General features: G+C 59.8%; 14 protein-coding genes. 11 read left to right on the top strand and 3 right to left on the bottom strand.

Annotated features, from left to right (window positions below; translation table 11 throughout):
- The first annotated feature begins 253 nt into the window (after positions 1 to 253).
- From ACA051_RS19120 to ACA051_RS19095, 6 genes are read left to right on the top strand one after another with little or no spacing between them, the layout of a single operon-like run.
- Positions 254 to 1,348, top strand: coding sequence for an ABC transporter ATP-binding protein (locus ACA051_RS19120; RefSeq protein WP_497294767.1), 1,095 nt, complete (start codon positions 254 to 256; stop codon positions 1,346 to 1,348).
- A complete protein-coding gene (locus ACA051_RS19115) occupies positions 1,348 to 2,439 on the top strand; it encodes an ABC transporter ATP-binding protein (protein WP_497371426.1) in 1,092 nt (363 codons plus the stop codon). The genes ACA051_RS19120 and ACA051_RS19115 overlap by 1 nt, the downstream gene beginning before the upstream one ends.
- 2 nt (positions 2,440 to 2,441) lie before the next feature.
- Complete coding sequence (locus tag ACA051_RS19110) at positions 2,442 to 3,308, top strand: carbohydrate ABC transporter permease (protein WP_497303920.1); 867 nt, start codon at positions 2,442 to 2,444, stop codon at positions 3,306 to 3,308.
- Positions 3,309 to 3,316: 8 nt separating this feature from the next.
- Positions 3,317 to 4,117, top strand: coding sequence for a carbohydrate ABC transporter permease (locus ACA051_RS19105; RefSeq protein ID WP_497303918.1), 801 nt, complete (start codon positions 3,317 to 3,319; stop codon positions 4,115 to 4,117).
- A gap of 10 nt (positions 4,118 to 4,127) precedes the next feature.
- The gene (locus ACA051_RS19100) at positions 4,128 to 4,400 is read left to right on the top strand and encodes a DUF2160 domain-containing protein (protein ID WP_497299300.1); all 273 of its coding nucleotides are present in this window, start codon (positions 4,128 to 4,130) and stop codon (positions 4,398 to 4,400) included.
- A gap of 48 nt (positions 4,401 to 4,448) precedes the next feature.
- Complete coding sequence (locus tag ACA051_RS19095) at positions 4,449 to 6,191, top strand: ABC transporter substrate-binding protein (RefSeq protein WP_497303917.1); 1,743 nt, start codon at positions 4,449 to 4,451, stop codon at positions 6,189 to 6,191.
- Between the two features lie 126 nt (positions 6,192 to 6,317).
- On the opposite strand, the gene ACA051_RS19090 is transcribed toward ACA051_RS19095, so the two are convergent.
- Both ACA051_RS19090 and ACA051_RS19085 read right to left on the bottom strand, forming a co-directional pair.
- Complete coding sequence (locus tag ACA051_RS19090; RefSeq protein ID WP_497371424.1) at positions 6,318 to 7,727, bottom strand: heavy metal sensor histidine kinase; 1,410 nt, start codon at positions 7,725 to 7,727, stop codon at positions 6,318 to 6,320.
- The gene (locus tag ACA051_RS19085) at positions 7,724 to 8,398 is read right to left on the bottom strand and encodes a heavy metal response regulator transcription factor (protein WP_497303914.1); all 675 of its coding nucleotides are present in this window, start codon (positions 8,396 to 8,398) and stop codon (positions 7,724 to 7,726) included. Before ACA051_RS19085 ends, ACA051_RS19090 begins: the two co-directional genes overlap by 4 nt.
- Before the next feature lie 464 nt (positions 8,399 to 8,862).
- On the opposite strand from ACA051_RS19085, the gene ACA051_RS19080 reads away from it, so the two are divergent.
- The 5 genes from ACA051_RS19080 (at position 8,863) to ACA051_RS19060 (ending at position 15,451) form a co-directional block, all read left to right on the top strand.
- On the top strand, positions 8,863 to 10,134 hold the full coding sequence (locus ACA051_RS19080; protein ID WP_497371422.1) for a TolC family protein: 1,272 nt from the start codon (positions 8,863 to 8,865) through the stop codon (positions 10,132 to 10,134).
- Positions 10,135 to 10,183: 49 nt separating this feature from the next.
- Complete coding sequence (locus ACA051_RS19075) at positions 10,184 to 11,383, top strand: efflux RND transporter periplasmic adaptor subunit (protein ID WP_497371420.1); 1,200 nt, start codon at positions 10,184 to 10,186, stop codon at positions 11,381 to 11,383.
- Between the two features lie 65 nt (positions 11,384 to 11,448).
- The gene (locus ACA051_RS19070; RefSeq protein WP_497371418.1) at positions 11,449 to 14,598 is read left to right on the top strand and encodes a CusA/CzcA family heavy metal efflux RND transporter; all 3,150 of its coding nucleotides are present in this window, start codon (positions 11,449 to 11,451) and stop codon (positions 14,596 to 14,598) included.
- 240 nt (positions 14,599 to 14,838) lie between these two features.
- Positions 14,839 to 15,039 (top strand): co-regulatory protein PtrA N-terminal domain-containing protein, encoded by a 201-nt coding sequence (locus tag ACA051_RS19065; protein WP_497303907.1) that lies wholly within the window; start codon positions 14,839 to 14,841, stop codon positions 15,037 to 15,039.
- A gap of 79 nt (positions 15,040 to 15,118) precedes the next feature.
- Positions 15,119 to 15,451, top strand: a complete 333-nt coding sequence (locus ACA051_RS19060; protein WP_497371416.1) for a DUF2790 domain-containing protein — start codon at positions 15,119 to 15,121, stop codon at positions 15,449 to 15,451.
- A 172-nt stretch (positions 15,452 to 15,623) separates the two neighbouring features.
- On the opposite strand, the gene ACA051_RS19055 is transcribed toward ACA051_RS19060, so the two are convergent.
- Complete coding sequence (locus tag ACA051_RS19055) at positions 15,624 to 16,949, bottom strand: OprD family porin (RefSeq protein ID WP_497371414.1); 1,326 nt, start codon at positions 16,947 to 16,949, stop codon at positions 15,624 to 15,626.
- Between the last annotated feature and the right edge of the window lie 153 nt (positions 16,950 to 17,102).

The following is a 17,102-nucleotide window of genomic DNA, read 5'->3' as shown; positions in this document are numbered from 1 at the left end:
TAATCGCCATCGCCAGCAAGCCGGCTCCTACAGGGACCGTGAACAGTCCGTAGAGTGTTGTTCACTATTGTTCATTGTCAACGGCTGGATTGTTCAATTGTTCAGTCGTGGTTGTTCATTTCTGTTCAGCAACGAAAGTGGTTTTCACAACTTTTTCAATAATTTCAAAGCAGATCAATAGCTTGCAGTTTCTGGCATGAAACTCGCTCTACAGCCTGGGTCGCTTGACTCCAAAAATAAAAAAGGCCGAGCCATGTCATTAACCCTGGAGCACGTCAGCCGCACCGTCGAGGGCCAGACCTGGATCGACGATGCGTGCCTTAGTTTTGAACCCGGATCCTTCAACGTTTTGCTCGGGCGCACGCTGTCCGGCAAAACCAGTCTCATGCGCTTGATGGCGGGCCTGGACAAGCCCGACAGCGGCCGCATCCTGATGAACGGCGTCGACGTCACGCAGCGTCCGGTGCGTTTGCGCAACGTATCGATGGTGTATCAGCAGTTCATCAATTACCCGACCATGACGGTGTTCGAGAACATCGCCTCGCCGTTGCGCCAAGGTGGCGTCTCCAACGAGCTGATCCAGAGCAAAGTACTTGAAACCGCCAAGATGCTGCGCATCGAGAAATTCCTCCAGCGCTATCCACTGGAGCTTTCCGGCGGCCAGCAACAGCGCACCGCGATGGCCCGCGCGTTGGTCAAGGATGCCGAGTTGATCCTGTTCGACGAGCCGCTGGTCAACCTCGACTACAAGTTGCGCGAAGAACTGCGCCAGGAAATGCGCGAGCTGTTCAAGGCCCGACACACCATCGCCATTTACGCCACCACCGAACCCAACGAAGCGCTGGCCCTGGGCGGCACCACCACCATTCTTCACGAAGGCCGGGTGATCCAGAGCGGCAAATCCTCCGAGGTCTATCACCAACCGCAAACGGTACTGGCGGCGGAGCTGTTCTCCGAGCCGCCGATCAACCTGATGCCGGGTCGTATTGCCGGCAACGAAGTGAGCTTCGCCAATTTCGTGCACTTTCCGTTGAACGTGGATTTGCGCCCGGTCGGCGAGGGTGAGTTCCGCTTCGGCGTGCGCCCGAGCCATATCTCACTGGTGCCGAGCAATGACGATGACCTCGAACTCGCGGTGACCGTCGAGGTGGCCGAGATCAGCGGTTCGGAAACCTTCCTGCACGTGCGCAACGAGCATTTCCTGCTGGTGCTGCACTTGCCCGGCGTCCACGAATACGACGTCGATGCGCCAATCCGCATCTATATCCCGACTCATAAACTGTTTGTGTTCGATGCGCAGGGGCGGCTGGTCCAGGCGCCCGGACGCCGCATCGCGAGGGTTGCCTGATGGCCGAAATCCGATTGCAGCACCTCGCGCACAGCTACACCAGCACGCCCACCGGTCCCGAGGATTATGCGATCCGCGAGATGGATCACGTCTGGGAGCAGGGCGGTGCTTACGCCTTGCTCGGGCCTTCGGGCTGCGGCAAGTCGACGTTGCTCAACATCATTTCCGGGTTGCTCAGCCCATCTCAGGGTCAGGTCCTGTTCGACAGCAAAGTGGTCAACGACCTGACCCCGGAGAAGCGCAACATCGCCCAGGTTTTCCAGTTTCCGGTGGTCTACGACACCATGACGGTGTTCGACAACCTGGCCTTCCCCCTGCGCAATCAGGGCATGGCCGAGGCGAAAGTTCACAGCAAGGTGCAGGAAATTGCCGAAGTCCTCGACCTCCAGGCGCTGCTGAGCAAAAAGGCGCGCAACCTCACCGCCGACGAAAAACAGAAAGTCTCCATGGGCCGTGGACTGGTGCGCGACGACGTCTCGGCGATCCTCTTCGATGAACCGCTGACGGTGATCGATCCGCACCTGAAGTGGAAGCTGCGGCGCAAGCTCAAGCAGATCCACGAGCAGTTCAACATCACCATGGTCTACGTCACCCACGATCAGCTTGAAGCCTCGACCTTCGCCGACAAGATCGCGGTGATGTATGGCGGCCAGATCGTGCAATTTGGCACCCCGCGCGAATTGTTCGAGCGGCCGAGCCACACTTTTGTCGGCTATTTCATCGGCAGTCCGGGTATGAACCTGATCGAGGTCACGCCGCAACCCGGTGGTGTGGGGTTCGCTTCGACGCATCTGCCGCTGTCAGAGGCGCAACAACAACGCATCGCCGAGTCCGAGTGGAAGACTCTGAAAGTCGGCATCCGTCCGGAGTTCGTGCATGTGTGGGACGAGCCGTTTGATGAGGCGATGCAGGCACAAGTCGTACACGTCGAAGACCTCGGTACCTACAAGATCATGACCCTGAACCTCGACGGTACGCCGCTGAAAGTGCGACTGACCGAAGACAAACCGGTGCCTGAGGGCACCGCGTACATCAGCTTCCCGGGCCAGTGGTTGATGGTCTATGCCGACGACTACCTGCTGGAGGTATAGCCATGAATAAGGTGCAGAACAACAAGGCCTGGTGGCTGGTGTTGCCGGTGTTTTTGCTGGTGGCGTTCAGTGCGGTGATCCCGATGATGACCGTGGTCAATTACTCGGTGCAGGACATTTTTGATCAGTCCAGCCGCTACTTCGTCGGCGCCGACTGGTACAAGCAAGTGTTGCTTGACCCACGGTTGCACGACTCGCTGTTGCGGCAATTCATCTACTCGGGGTGTGTGCTGCTGATCGAGATTCCGCTGGGCATCGCCATCGCCCTGACCATGCCGACCAAGGGCCGCTGGTCGTCGCTGGTGCTGATCATTCTGGCGATTCCGTTGCTGATCCCGTGGAACGTGGTCGGCACCATCTGGCAGATCTTCGGTCGGGCCGATATCGGTCTGCTCGGGTCGAGCCTCAACGCCATGGGCATCAGCTACAACTATGCGGCGAACACCATGGACGCCTGGGTCACCGTGCTGGTGATGGACGTCTGGCACTGGACGTCGTTGGTGGCGCTGTTGTGTTTCTCCGGGTTGCGAGCGATCCCGGACGTTTACTACCAGGCTGCGCGGATCGATCGAGCATCGTCCTGGGCGGTGTTCCGGCACATCCAGTTACCCAAGCTCAAGAGCGTGCTGCTGATCGCCGTGATGCTGCGGTTCATGGACAGTTTCATGATTTACACCGAACCGTTCGTGCTCACGGGCGGCGGGCCGGGCAATGCCACGACGTTCCTGAGTCAGACCCTGACCCAGATGGCCGTAGGGCAATTCGACCTCGGTCCGGCGGCGGCTTTCTCGCTGGTGTACTTCCTGATCATCCTGTTGGTGTCCTGGCTGTTCTACACCGCCATGACTCACTCTGACGCCAACCGCTGAGGTCCGCCATGAGCAAGAGAAAGCTTATTCCGCTGCTGATCTACATTCTGTTCCTGCTGGTGCCGATCTACTGGCTGCTGAACATGTCCTTCAAGAGCAACACCGAAATCCTCGGCGGTCTGACGCTGTTTCCACAGGATTTCACCTTTGCCAACTACAAGGTGATCTTCACCGATCCGAGTTGGTACAACGGTTACCTCAACTCGCTGTACTACGTGAGCCTGAACACGATCATTTCCTTGAGCGTGGCGTTGCCGGCGGCTTACGCGTTCTCGCGCTACCGCTTTCTCGGTGACAAGCACCTGTTTTTCTGGCTGCTGACCAACCGCATGGCGCCCCCGGCGGTGTTCCTGTTGCCGTTCTTCCAGCTGTATTCCTCGATTGGTCTGTTCGACACGCACATCGCCGTGGCGTTGGCGCATTGCCTGTTCAACGTGCCGTTGGCGGTGTGGATTCTGGAAGGCTTCATGTCCGGCGTTCCGAAAGAAATCGACGAGACCGCCTACATTGACGGCTACAGTTTCCCCAAGTTCTTCGTGAAGATTTTTGTCCCGCTCATCGGCTCCGGGATCGGTGTCACGGCGTTCTTCTGCTTCATGTTTTCCTGGGTCGAACTGCTACTGGCTCGGACGCTGACATCGGTGAACGCCAAACCGATTGCGGCGGTGATGACCCGCACGGTCTCGGCGTCGGGCATCGACTGGGGCGTGCTGGCGGCGGCGGGGGTGTTGACCATTCTGCCGGGTTTGCTGGTGATTTGGTTTGTTCGCAACCATGTGGCCAAGGGCTTTGCCCTGGGCCGGGTCTGAGGAGCTGATGATGGAATGGATGAGCTGGACGGTCCCCACTGCGGCGTTCTTCATAGTCATTGGCCTGATTCTGGCGGGCATGACGACCTGGGAATTACGTTCGCCGAGTGTCCCTCGGCGTGGTTTCTTGCCGATTGCCACCACCCGTGGCGATCGGCTGTTTATCGGTCTTCTCGGCAGCGCCTACCTGCATTTGCTGGTAATCGGCGTCACCGACTGGAGCATCTGGGTTGCGTTCGCGTTGTCCCTGGTGTGGCTGTTGGCTGTGATGCGTTGGGGCTAGTCGAAATCGATCGGCAATGTTGCTCCGAAAACCAAACAGGAGGTCTCTATGTTCGACAAAAACAATAAGCTGCGACATAGCATTTCATTGGCAGCCATGCTGGCACTCAGCGGTCTGAGCGCTTCGGCCTGGGCCGATGCCTATGAAGACGCCGCGAAGAAATGGATTGGCAGCGAGTTCAAGCCGTCCACCCTGACGGCCGATCAACAACTGGAAGAGCTGAAGTGGTTCATCAAGGCGGCCGAGCCGTTTCGCGGGATGAACATCAAGGTGGTCTCGGAAACCATCGCGACCCACGAATATGAATCCAAAGTGCTGGCCAAAGCCTTTACCGAGATCACCGGAATCAAGCTGACCCACGATCTGCTGCAGGAAGGCGATGTGGTTGAGAAGCTGCAGACGGTGATGCAGTCGGACAAGAGCATCTATGACGGCTGGGTCAACGATTCCGATTTGATCGGGACGCACTTTCGCTACGGCAAGACCGAATCGATCACCGACCTGATGGCCAACGAAGGCAAGAACTTCACCTCGCCGACCCTCGATATCAAAGACTTCATCGGCATCTCGTTCACCACCGCGCCGGACGGCAAGATCTACCAATTGCCCGACCAGCAGTTCGCCAACCTGTACTGGTTCCGTGCCGACTGGTTCGAACGGCCAGAGCTCAAAGCCAAGTTCAAGGAAAAGTACGGCTACGAATTGGGCGTGCCGGTGAACTGGTCGGCCTATGAAGACATCGCCAAGTTCTTCAGCGAAGACGTCAAGGAGATCGACGGCAAGCGTGTCTACGGACACATGGACTACGGCAAGAAAGACCCGTCCCTCGGCTGGCGCTTCACTGACGCCTGGTTCTCCATGGCCGGTGCCGGCGACAAAGGCATCCCCAACGGTTTGCCGGTGGACGAGTGGGGTATCCGCGTCGAGGACTGCCATCCGGTCGGCTCCAGCGTAACCCGCGGCGGCGACACCAACGGCCCGGCGGCAGTGTTTGCCACCACCAAATACGTCGACTGGATGAAGAAATACGCGCCACCGGAAGCGGCGGGCATGACCTTCTCCGAATCCGGCCCGGTGCCATCCCAGGGCAACATCGCCCAGCAGATCTTCTGGTACACCGCGTTCACCGCCGACATGACCAAGCCGGGCCTGCCGGTGATGAACGCCGACGGCACGCCGAAATGGCGCATGGCGCCATCACCACGCGGACCGTACTGGGAGGAGGGCATGAAGCTGGGTTATCAGGACGTGGGTTCCTGGACGTTCATGAAGTCCACGCCTGAAAAGCAGAAACTGGCAGCCTGGCTCTATGCGCAATTCGTGACGTCGAAAACCGTGTCGCTGAAGAAAACCATCGTCGGCCTGACGCCGATTCGTGAGTCGGACATCAACTCGCAAGCCATGACCGACCTGGCACCGAAACTCGGTGGCCTGGTGGAGTTCTATCGCAGCCCGGCCCGCGTGCAATGGACCCCGACCGGGACCAACGTGCCGGACTATCCACGGTTGGCTCAACTGTGGTGGAGCCACATTGCGGAAGCGGCCAGCGGCGAGAAGACTCCGCAACAGGCGCTGGATGGCCTGGCCAAGGATCAGGACGCGATCATGACTCGTCTGGAACGCTCGAAGGCGCAAGCCACCTGCGCACCGAAAATGAACCCCGAGCGCGATGCTCAGTACTGGTTCGATCAGCCGGGTGCACCGAAGCCGAAACTGGCGAACGAGAAGCCTAAGGGTGAGACCGTGAGCTACAACGAACTGCTGAAATCGTGGGCGGATGCGCGGAAGTAAACAGCTGGATCGAGTGATGCAGAACGGCACCGTAAGGTGCCGTTTTTGTTGGTGCCTGATAGTCCGTCATCGCGAGCAGGCTCACTCCCACAATGAGCTGCGATGTTCACAGCCTGTGTGACCGGCTCAACGCGCCACCCCCTCAACCGCAGGAAATCCCAACCGAAACACCGTCATCGCACCCGGCAAGCTCTTCACCTCGGCCACCCCCTGATGCAGGCTCATGATCGACCGCACAATCGCCAACCCCAGCCCGGTGCTGCCTTGTGAACGCGAGCGGCTTCTGTCGACCCGGTAGAACCGATCAAACAGGTGCGGCAGATGCTGTGCCTCAATCCCCGCGCCAGGGTTGCTGACCAGCAACGAAGCCTGGGTCGCGCCGCGCTCAATCAGCAACGTCACGGTTTTCCCGACCGGGCAGTGGCGCAGCGCATTGGACAGCAAATTCGAGATCGCCCGTTGAATCATCAACCGGTCACCCATCACCCGCGCACCGCCGACCACGTTCAGCTGGACCTGCTTGTCCTGCGCCGACAGGGAAAACATCTCGGCGACTTTCCAGGCTTCTTCTTCCAGGGCAACCGACTCGAACGGCGCGAGCGCTGACGGGTGACTGGCCTGTGCCAGAAACAGCATGTCCGAGACAATCCGCGCCACGCGCTCCAGCTCTTCAGTGCAGCAAACCAGCACGTCCTTGTACTCATCCACGCTGCGTTCGCGGGACAACGTCACCTGCGCCTTGCCCATCAAATTGCTGATCGGCGTACGCAGCTCATGCGCCAAATCATCAGAGAACTGCGACAGCTGCTGCACACCGGCGTCGAGACGGTGCAGCATGAAGTTGATGCCCTGCGCCAGTTCGCTCAGCTCCTGGGGCATGTTCACCACCGACAGCCGATGATCCAGATCCTGGGTCGAGACCATCGCCGCCACTTTGCGAAATTCGCGCATCGGCGCCAGACCGCGCTGGACAGCGCCCCAGGCAGTCAGTCCGATAAAGATCAGCAACAACGGTAAGGCAATCAGGGTCGAGCGCAGGTAGGCGCTGAGCAAGGCCTCATCGTTGGCGTTGTCCATCGACAACAGCACCGGGACGCGGGTGCCGTCCTTGAGGCTGATCAGCCTGGACGCCGTGAGGAATTTCGCCCCCTCGGCGTCAGTGCTCGTTGCGTAGGCCAACTCGTTGCTGATTGCCCGCACCGCCTTCAATTCAAGTCGCGGATCGGCCATGCCGGTGCCGGATTTGAGCAGTGGTGTGCGCAGGTTGCTGTGGTCGTAAATCGTTAGCGTGAGGTTGTCATGCCCCATGACCTGATCAAGCAAGATGTGCGGTTTCGTGCGGATTTCGCCGGTGTCGGTGTACAGCGACAGGCTGTGTTCAACCTGCTCCATCTTCTTTTCCAGACTGCCCCTGGATAACGCGTTCAGCTCGTGGGTCAGGGCGAAATACGCCAGGATTGCCAGGAACACCACCAGCAGTGCGCCGAGAATACTGACCGTCAGCCCCAGCCGCATCGACAGGCTGGCTGGCTTCATTCCCGCGACTCCAGCACGTAGCCGACACCGCGCAGGGTGTGGATCAACTTGTTGTCGAATGGGTCATCAATCTTCGCCCGCAAACGCCTGATCGACACTTCGACCACGTTGGTGTCGCAGTCGAAGTTCATGTCCCACACCAGCGAAATGATCTGGGTGCGGGTCAGCACTTCGCCCGACTGGCGCATCAACAGATGCAGCAGCGCGAACTCCTTGGTGGTCAGGTCGATACGCTGTTCGCCACGAAACGCACGATGACGGCCAGGGTCGAGTTCCAGGTCGGCGACTTTCAGTACCTGCGGCACCGGGATGTACTCGCTGCGGCGCATCAAAGTGCGCACCCGTGCCAGCAATTCCGGAAACTCGAACGGCTTGAGCAGATAATCGTCGGCGCCCAGATCGAGGCCACGAATCTTGTCCGCCAGACGACCGCGCGCGGTGAGCATCATCACTCGCGTGGTGTGAGTGCGCCGCAGTTGTTCCAGCACGCCCCAGCCGTCCAGTTCCGGCAGATTCACATCCAGAATGATCAGGTCATAAACCTGTTGTTGCGCCAGATGCAATCCATCGGCGCCATTGGCGGCGTGGTCAACGATATAACCACTTTCCGTCAGTCCCTGTTGTAAGTATTCGGCAGCTTTAAGCTCGTCCTCGACGACAAGGATTCGCATGATCAATCACCACTTTCATTGAATGGATATTTAATTAAGGTGGCCGGGAAAGTTGTTATTTTTTTAAGGGCTTCCGGACGGGTTTGAATAACGAACAACTATTTCCCTACAGCGTTTTCTCCGTTTGCAGGCGTGCAAGGTAAAGGCTGTAGTGACTACAGAGTCAACCGATAACTTGCTGTTGAGGCTTTAAAACAGGGGTCTGCGACAGCCTGTCGCAGCGGACGGGAACAAAAGTCCATCTGCCTCATGAGAGCTGAATTGAAGCAAGTACTGTTCGGCGGATGACGGTGCATCATTTGTTTCTATGTATTGCTACTTAGCTGTTTGCACTTTGCATGCTAGAGCAAAACAACTTGGTGCAACCGTGGATAACGGATTTGTAATGTTTCAGTCACCTTGTCGATAAGTTCAAAACCCTACCGTGACGGCATCGAAGATTCTTGATTAAAGGAAGTACTCCATTGCCCGGTTTAAGAGAGCTGACGGCGCGGTCACGCCTGAAAAAAACGACGAGGGTGGTCATGGTCAGCGGCGGTTTGTTGCTGGCCGGCGCGCCTGTTGCGAATGCATCGACCCTGAGCCTCGATCAGGCCCTGCAAAACGCATTTGCCGGCAACCCGGATCTGGCAGCGGCACAATGGGAAATCGGCATCGCCGAAGGTGACCGCCAGCAGGCCGGTCTGATTCCCAACCCCGAAGTGTCCTGGGAAGCCGAGGACACCCGCCGCGATTCGCGCACCACCACCGTGATGGTCAGCCAGCCGATTGAACTGGGCGGCAAGCGCGGCGCGCGGATCGATGTCGCCAGCCGCGCCCAGGACGCCGCCGGGATCGAGCTGGAGCGCAAGCGCAATGCCTTGCGCGCCGATGTGATTCAGGCGTTCACCAGTGCCCAGACTGCGCAGCAACGCTTGCAGTTGTCTCGTCAGTCGCTGCAACTGGCCGAGCACGGTGTGCGCGTGGCGTCGGGGCGGATCGAGGCGGGCAAGTCGTCGCCGGTCGAAGGCACTAGGGCGCAAGTGCAGCGCTCCGAAGTACGACTGGAACTGAGCCGCGCCGAGCGCGATCAGGCCAACGCCTATCAGCAACTGGCGCAGGTCATGGGCGCACCGTTACCGACTTCGACCACCGTGCAGACGGCCACGCAAAGCATGCCCGCCGTGCCGCCGCCGAACCGCTTGCTGGAGCGCCTGAACGAGACCGCCGAGCTGCGACTGGCCACGTTGCAGATTGATCAACGCGAGGCGTCGTTGGGGCTGGAAAAGGCGCAACGGATTCCCGACCTGACCGTCAGCATTGGCAGTCAGTACAGCGAACTGGAGCGCGAGCGGGTCAACGTGGTCGGGCTGTCGATGCCGATTCCTCTGTTCAACCGCAATCAGGGCAACGTGCTGGCGGCGGCGCGCCGTACCGATCAGGCGCGGGATCTGCGCAACGTCACCGAGCTGCGCTTGCGCACCGAAATCCAGACCGCCCTTGAGCAATGGCAGACCGCCAACGGCGAAGTCCAGGCGTTCAACCAGACCATCCTGCCCGCCGCACAAAGTGCAGTGGACAGCGCCACGCGCGGCTTCGAAATGGGCAAGTTCGATTTCCTCGACGTGCTCGACGCCCAGCGCACCCTGATCAGCGCCCGCACCCAATACATCCAGGCTGTTGCCGAGGCGACGGACGCGCGGGTGCGCATCGAACGCATTTTCGGCGACCTCGGCGCACTCGCCGTCAGCCCTTGAATTTCACCTTTCAGATCACTGCGCGATGACATGGCGCAGAGGAGTTTCCATGGATAAAAAACTGATCGTTGTCGCAGTGGCGACGTTGGCGCTGGGCCTTGGTATGGGCTCGATGTGGGCGGGCAACGCGTCCATCGATGCCCACGCCGATGAAGCGGCGGAGCATGCGGACCACGCCGAAGAAGGCGCTGCAGCCGACGGCGAACATGCCGAAGGCGAAGAGGGGCATCTGACGTTGAGTGCCGAGCAGATCGCGGCGGCGGGCATTCAACTGGCCGAAGCGCGGGCGCAAAGCATCAGCCTCGGTTTGTCGTTCCCCGGCGAAGTGCGCTTCGATGAAGACCGCACCGCCCACGTCGTACCGCGGGTGCCAGGGGTGGTCGAGTCGGTGTCGGTCAATCTCGGGCAGTGGGTGAAGAAGGGCCAGTTGCTGGCGGTAATCGCCAGTCAGCAGATCTCCGATCAGCGCAGCGAACAGGCTGCGGCGCAACGGCGCCTGGCCTTGGCGCGCACCACCTACGAACGCGAGAAGCAGTTGTGGCAGGACAAGATTTCCGCCGAGCAGGATGTGTTGCAGGCGCGCCAGGCGCTGGAAGAGGCCGAAATCGCCGTGAGCAACGCCCGGCAAAAAATCAGCGTGCTCAGTGGCAGCGTGGTTGCCACCGGCGGCAATCGTTATGAATTGCGCGCGCCGTTCGACGGCATGGTGGTGGAAAAGCACCTGACCCCAGGGGAGGTAGTCGACGAAACCACGGCGGCGTTTACGCTCTCGGACTTGTCGCGAGTGTGGGTGACCTTCGGCGTTTCGCCCAAGGATCTGAACAAGGTGCAAGTCGGCAAAGCAGTCACCGTCAGCGCCCCGGAACTCAATGCGCAAGTCGCCGGCACGGTGGCTTACGTCGGCAGTTTACTCGGCGAACAAACCCGCACCGCCACCGTGCGCGTCACCTTGGAAAACCCTCAAGGTTCGTGGCGTCCAGGATTGTTCGTCACCGCACGGGTCGCCACCGACAGCCGTCAGGCCAAAGTGGCGGTGCCGGAAGCTGCGATCCAGACCGTCGAGGATAACCCCACGGTGTTCATGCGCACCGACGACGGTTTCCAGGCGCGGGCCGTGGAGCTGGGCAGTCGTGCATCGGGCCTGGTGGAAGTCACGCAGGGGCTGGAGGCCGGTGCGCAAGTCGCTGCGGCCGGCAGCTTCGTTCTCAAATCGGAACTGGGCAAGGGCTCGGCCGAGCACTCTCATTGAAGAAGCTCGTTGAAGACTCCCAATAAAGACGCCCATCGATTCGCCCCCTCGACGAGAAGGTTCTCATGTTTGAACGCCTGATCCAGTTTGCCATTGAGCAGCGCATCATCGTGCTGCTCGCCGTTCTGCTCATGGCCGGCCTAGGGATCGCCAGTTATCAAAAACTGCCGATCGACGCCGTGCCCGACATCACCAACGTCCAGGTGCAAATCAACACCGGCGCCGCCGGGTTCTCGCCGCTGGAAACCGAACAACGCATCACCTTCCCGATTGAAACCGCCATGGCCGGTCTGCCGGCGCTGGAGCAGACCCGTTCGCTGTCGCGTTCGGGGCTGTCGCAGGTCACGGTGATTTTCAAGGACGGCACCGACCTGTTCTTCGCCCGGCAATTGGTCAACGAGCGGTTACAGATCGCCAAGGAGCAATTGCCCGAGGGTACCGAAGCGGTGATGGGGCCGATTTCCACCGGCCTCGGCGAGATTTTCCTGTGGACCGTGGAAGCCAAGGACGGCGCGCTCAAGGACGACGGTAGCGCCTACACGCCGACGGATTTGCGGGTGATTCAGGACTGGATCATCAAGCCGCAACTGCGCAACGTCCCTGGTGTGGCCGAGATCAACACCATCGGCGGCTTTGCCAAGGAATACCAGATCGCCCCCGATCCGAAACGGTTGGCAGCCTACAAGTTGACCCTCACTGACCTGATCACGGCGCTGGAGCGCAACAACGCCAACGTCGGCGCGGGGTACATCGAGCGCAGCGGCGAGCAGTTGCTGATTCGCGCGCCGGGGCAAGTGGCGAACACCGAGGACATCGCCAACATCGTCATGGCCAACGTCGATGGCACGCCGATCCGGGTGAAGAACGTTGCCACCGTGGACATCGGCCGCGAACTGCGCAGCGGCGCGGCCACGGAAAACGGCCGTGAAGTGGTGCTCGGCACGGTGTTCATGCTGATCGGCGAAAACAGCCGCACGGTGTCGCAGGCCGTCGCCAGCAAGCTGGAACAGATCAACCGTTCGCTGCCCAAGGGCGTGATCGCGGTGCCGGTGTACGACCGCACGCACCTGGTGGACAAAGCCATTGCCACGGTGAAAAAGAACCTGATCGAAGGCGCGATTCTGGTGATCGCGATTCTGTTCCTGTTCCTCGGCAACATCCGCGCGGCATTGATTACCGCGATGGTGATTCCGCTGTCGATGCTGTTCACCTTCACCGGCATGTACAGCAACAAGGTCAGCGCCAACCTGATGAGCCTGGGCGCACTCGACTTCGGCATTATCGTCGACGGCGCGGTGGTGATTGTCGAAAACACCCTGCGCCGCCTGGCCCATGCGCAGCAGCATCACGGGCGCTTGCTGACCCGTTCCGAGCGTTTCCATGAAGTGTTTGCGGCGGCCAAAGAGGCTCGGCGACCGCTGATTTTCGGCCAGTTGATCATCATGGTCGTGTACCTGCCGATCTTTGCCCTGAGCGGCGTCGAAGGAAAAATGTTCCACCCGATGGCGTTCACTGTGGTGATTGCGTTGCTCGGCGCCATGCTGCTGTCGGTGACCTTTGTTCCTGCCGCGATTGCGTTGTTCGTCACCGGCAAGGTCAAGGAAGAAGAGGGCATGGTGATGCGCGGTGCGCGCCGGGTGTATGCGCCGGCGCTGGCGTGGGTGATGAGCCATCGGGCATTGGCGGTGGGTGCGGCGTTGGGCGTGATTGTGCTCAGCGGCGTGCTGACCAGCCGCATGGGCAGCGAGTTCGTGCCGAGTCTCAGCGAGGGCGATTTTGCCCTGCAAGCCTTGCGCGTGCCGGGCACCAGCCTCACGCAATCGGTGGACATGCAGCAGCGCCTGGAAACCCTGATCCTCGGCAAAGTGCCGGAAGTCGAGCGCGTATTCGCCCGCACCGGCACCGCGGAAATCGCCTCCGACCCGATGCCGCCGAACATCTCCGACAGCTACGTGATGCTCAAGCCAAAAGAGCAATGGCCGGACCCGGGCAAGTCCCGGGAAACCCTGATGGCGGAACTGCAACAGGCCGCCGCGACGTTGCCGGGTAGCAACTACGAACTGTCGCAGCCGATTCAGTTGCGCTTCAACGAGCTGATCTCCGGCGTGCGCAGCGACGTCGCGGTCAAGGTGTTCGGCGATGACATGGACGTGCTCAACGCCACAGCGGCGAAGATTGCTGCCGCCATGCAGAAGGTCAATGGCGCTTCTGAGGTCAAAGTCGAACAAACCACCGGCCTGCCGGTGCTGACCATCAACATCGACCGCGACAAGGCGGCCCGTTACGGGCTCAACGTCGGCGATGTGCAGGACACCATTGCCGTCGCGGTGGGTGGGCGTCAGGCCGGCACGTTGTATGAGGGCGACCGGCGTTTCGACATGGTAGTGCGGTTGTCCGATGCCATGCGCAAGGACATCGAAGGTCTGTCGGCGCTGTTGATTCCTGTACCGGCACCGCTCAATGGCGCGGCTGATCAGATTGGTTTTATTGCCTTGAAAGAAGTCGCCAACCTTGATCTGGTGCTGGGGCCGAATCAGGTTAGCCGCGAAAACGGCAAGCGCCTGGTGATCGTCAGCGCCAACGTGCGCGGGCGAGATATCGGTTCGTTCGTCGAAGAGGCGGGCGAGGTGATCGAGCGAGAGGTGCAGGTGCCTGCGGGTTACTGGACCCATTGGGGCGGGCAGTTCGAACAACTGCAATCGGCGGCCAAGCGCCTGCAGATCGTGGTGCCGGTGGCGTTGCTTCTGGTGTTTGGGTTGCTGTTCATGATGTTCAACAACCTCAAGGACGGCTTGCTGGTGTTCACCGGGATTCCGTTTGCGTTGACCGGCGGCGTCATGGCGTTGTGGCTGCGGGACATTCCACTGTCGATCTCGGCAGGCGTGGGCTTCATCGCGTTGTCGGGGGTAGCGGTGCTCAACGGGCTGGTGATGATTGCGTTCATCCGCAACCTGCGGGAGGAGGGGCGTTCACTGTCTGATGCGATCAACGTAGGCGCGCTGACACGTCTGCGCCCGGTGTTGATGACGGCGCTGGTGGCGTCTCTGGGCTTTATTCCGATGGCGCTGGCGACCGGTACTGGTGCGGAAGTGCAGCGACCGTTGGCGACGGTGGTGATCGGCGGGATCCTGTCCTCGACCATCCTCACGCTGCTGATCTTGCCGGCGCTGTACCAGCTCGCCCATCGCCGCGATGAGGACACGATCCCCGCCTAATGGTGAACACAAACCCTGTGGCGAGGGAGCTTGCTCCCGCTGGACTGCGCAGCAGGCCCCGCTTTTCAGATGAAGAGCGGGGGCCGCTTCGCGCCCCAGCGGGAGCAAGCTCCCTCGCCACAGTTCTTTCTCAGGACTGACCTGCCTACCCCACATAACGGATATGTAATTTGTGCGCCACCGTCACGAAAGGTTCGGCTTGTTACCTTGATTCCGTCAGTTACCAAACGAGGATCAAACATGAAATTCGCACAAATCAGTGTTTTTACAGCAGCGTTGGCGATGTCTTCCCTGGCCTTGGCCGAAGGTGGCGGCGATCGGACTTTCGAACGAATGATGACTGCCAATGACCGCTCCGTAGAGCTGTTCGTCGCCAAGGAACAGGCTCGCGACCCGATCGTCGTCAATGAAAAGAAAGACGGCAACACCACAGACTTGTAAGCGCATTGCACTTGAACAAGCCCGTCATCGAGTCCCGATGCCGGGCTTTTTTATGAGCCAGAATTGGAAGGAAATGGATATGAAAGGACTTAAGTTAATGACGTTCGCCGGCGTGCTGGCGATGTCCCTGAATGTGTTTGCCGAGGGTGGTGGTGACCGGACGTTCGAGCGGGCGCTGAGTGCCAATACCAAAGCCATGGAGCAGTACGCGGCCAGCCAGGGCAAACCGGCGCCGTTGGTCCAGAACTACGAATACGGAATGAAGCTGGACGTGGTGAAAGTGGTGAGCGTTGTGCGCCCGCCAGCTGTCTGCGCCGTAGTCCCCACCGCCATGACCTACGAAGACTCCAAGGGCCAACTCAACACCATCAAATACAGCGTGGCGGGGGATTGCCGCAATCGCGGCGGCTGACACCTCCCTGATGGCCAGGACCGGATTCCCTGCAGGTGCTGCCGAACCTTCGGCTGCACCTACGGGTTTTATTCAGGCGCACATAAAAAAGGCGTCCCGAAGGACGCCAAAGATTCACCTCTTACCAAAGGAGCAAGGAGCTTCTAAAGGTGAATGTGTATCAACCGTTTGATCAGAGAATCGCCAACGGGTACTCGACAATCACCCGCACTTCATCCAGATCCGATTCAAACGCCGTGGCGCGAGTCGTGGCCTGGCGCAAACGTAGCGCCAGGTCTTTCATCGAACCACTCTGCACCACGTATTTGACTTCGACATCACGCTCCCAGCGCTTCTGGTCGGTCAGTGGATTACCGTCAGCATCGCGGCGCATGTACACGGCGTTGGCGTTGGAGTAATCGGCGTCAGTGCCTCGGGCGTAACGAGTCATGAACGACAGCCCCGGCACACCGTAAGTGGTCATGTCGAGGTCGTATCGGACCATCCACGAACGCTCCTTGGGCGAGTTGAAGTCGCTGTACTGGATGGAGTTGTCGAGGAAGATCGAGTCGGATTGACGCAGGTAATCGAAGTCGTCGTTGCCGTTGTTGCGCTGGTGCGAAAGAGCAACGGAGTGCGCGCCGAGTTTCACGCCGACCCGGCCGCTCCAGATGTTGTTGTCGAACTTGCCGAGCAGTTGTTTGCCTTCGTCGACAGCCTTGTAATAGTTCAGGCCACCAAACAGCGACAGGTCATCCGAGAGCGGATAGGTCCAGGCAGTGCCGGTGTAGTACTGATTCCAGGCATCCTTGAGGCGGCTGGAGTACAAGCTGAAACTGAGGTTCTTGTTCAGTACATAGTCGCCGCCGCCGTAAGCGATCCATGGCGAATTAACCGGGCCGGCATAAAACGTGGCGAAGTTCTCGCGCATGTCGCTGGACACGGGCTGGCTCATCGCATGCAACCGGCCGCCCTGAACCGACAGACCGTCGATGCTGGTGTTGACTGCCGTTACACCGCGAAAGCTCTCCGGCAGCAATCGCGAGTCACCTGCCGCCACCACCGGGTTGGCCGGGAACACGTCACCGACCTTGACCACTGTATCGAAGGCTCGCACTTTGGCGGCGCCACCCACCTTGGTGTACTCGTCCCGCGCCTCGCTATCACTGTTGACTGGCAGCACATCAAACGAACTGCGGCCACCGTTGCGCCCGTCACCGGTGTCGAGCTTCAAGCCGATCATCGCAAACGCATCGACACCGACGCCGACGGTGCCTTGGGTAAACCCGGACTCGAACTTGCTGATCACCGCATGGGCCCAGGCTTCCGAATAACCATTGCCGGTGGGGCTGGACTGGCCGTTGCGGTAATCACGGTTGAAGTAGAAGTTACGGTTGAGCACCGTCAGGTTGCTGCCCTCGATAAACCCTTCGGATTTATCATCCGCCATCACCATGGACGGCCCGGAGCCGACCACCACCGCTAAAGCGGCGATCGACATTTTTGTATTGTTAACCATTAATCACTCCTTGGGTTCGGCAGAACGGGAACGTGCTTCGGCGTGGGTTTTATTGTTCGGCGGAGAAGGCCCGCCGGCATGGTCGCCGGGTGACATCGTTGCAAGCTGCGGATAACGCCAAGGTGATGCGGGAATTACAATTTCGTAATGTGG

Source organism: Pseudomonas sp. LBUM1669 (assembly GCF_059695705.1).
This window is presented reverse-complemented; position numbering and strand designations above follow the sequence as displayed.

What these genes read in the sequence shown, in the direction of transcription:
- ACA051_RS19105 (WP_497303918.1), top strand. Translation starts at nt 3,317, where the DNA reads ATGAGCAAGAGAAAGCTTATTCCGCTGCTGATCTACATTCTGTTCCTG.
- ACA051_RS19085 (WP_497303914.1), bottom strand. Translation starts at nt 8,398, where the DNA reads ATGCGAATCCTTGTCGTCGAGGACGAGCTTAAAGCTGCCGAATACTTA.
- ACA051_RS19110 (WP_497303920.1), top strand. Translation starts at nt 2,442, where the DNA reads ATGAATAAGGTGCAGAACAACAAGGCCTGGTGGCTGGTGTTGCCGGTG.
- ACA051_RS19120 (WP_497294767.1), top strand. Translation starts at nt 254, where the DNA reads ATGTCATTAACCCTGGAGCACGTCAGCCGCACCGTCGAGGGCCAGACC.
- ACA051_RS19055 (WP_497371414.1), bottom strand. Translation starts at nt 16,949, where the DNA reads ATGGTTAACAATACAAAAATGTCGATCGCCGCTTTAGCGGTGGTGGTC.
- ACA051_RS19060 (WP_497371416.1), top strand. Translation starts at nt 15,119, where the DNA reads ATGAAAGGACTTAAGTTAATGACGTTCGCCGGCGTGCTGGCGATGTCC.
- ACA051_RS19090 (WP_497371424.1), bottom strand. Translation starts at nt 7,727, where the DNA reads ATGAAGCCAGCCAGCCTGTCGATGCGGCTGGGGCTGACGGTCAGTATT.
- ACA051_RS19070 (WP_497371418.1), top strand. Translation starts at nt 11,449, where the DNA reads ATGTTTGAACGCCTGATCCAGTTTGCCATTGAGCAGCGCATCATCGTG.
- ACA051_RS19095 (WP_497303917.1), top strand. Translation starts at nt 4,449, where the DNA reads ATGTTCGACAAAAACAATAAGCTGCGACATAGCATTTCATTGGCAGCC.
- ACA051_RS19075 (WP_497371420.1), top strand. Translation starts at nt 10,184, where the DNA reads ATGGATAAAAAACTGATCGTTGTCGCAGTGGCGACGTTGGCGCTGGGC.
- ACA051_RS19115 (WP_497371426.1), top strand. Translation starts at nt 1,348, where the DNA reads ATGGCCGAAATCCGATTGCAGCACCTCGCGCACAGCTACACCAGCACG.
- ACA051_RS19100 (WP_497299300.1), top strand. Translation starts at nt 4,128, where the DNA reads ATGGAATGGATGAGCTGGACGGTCCCCACTGCGGCGTTCTTCATAGTC.
- ACA051_RS19065 (WP_497303907.1), top strand. Translation starts at nt 14,839, where the DNA reads ATGAAATTCGCACAAATCAGTGTTTTTACAGCAGCGTTGGCGATGTCT.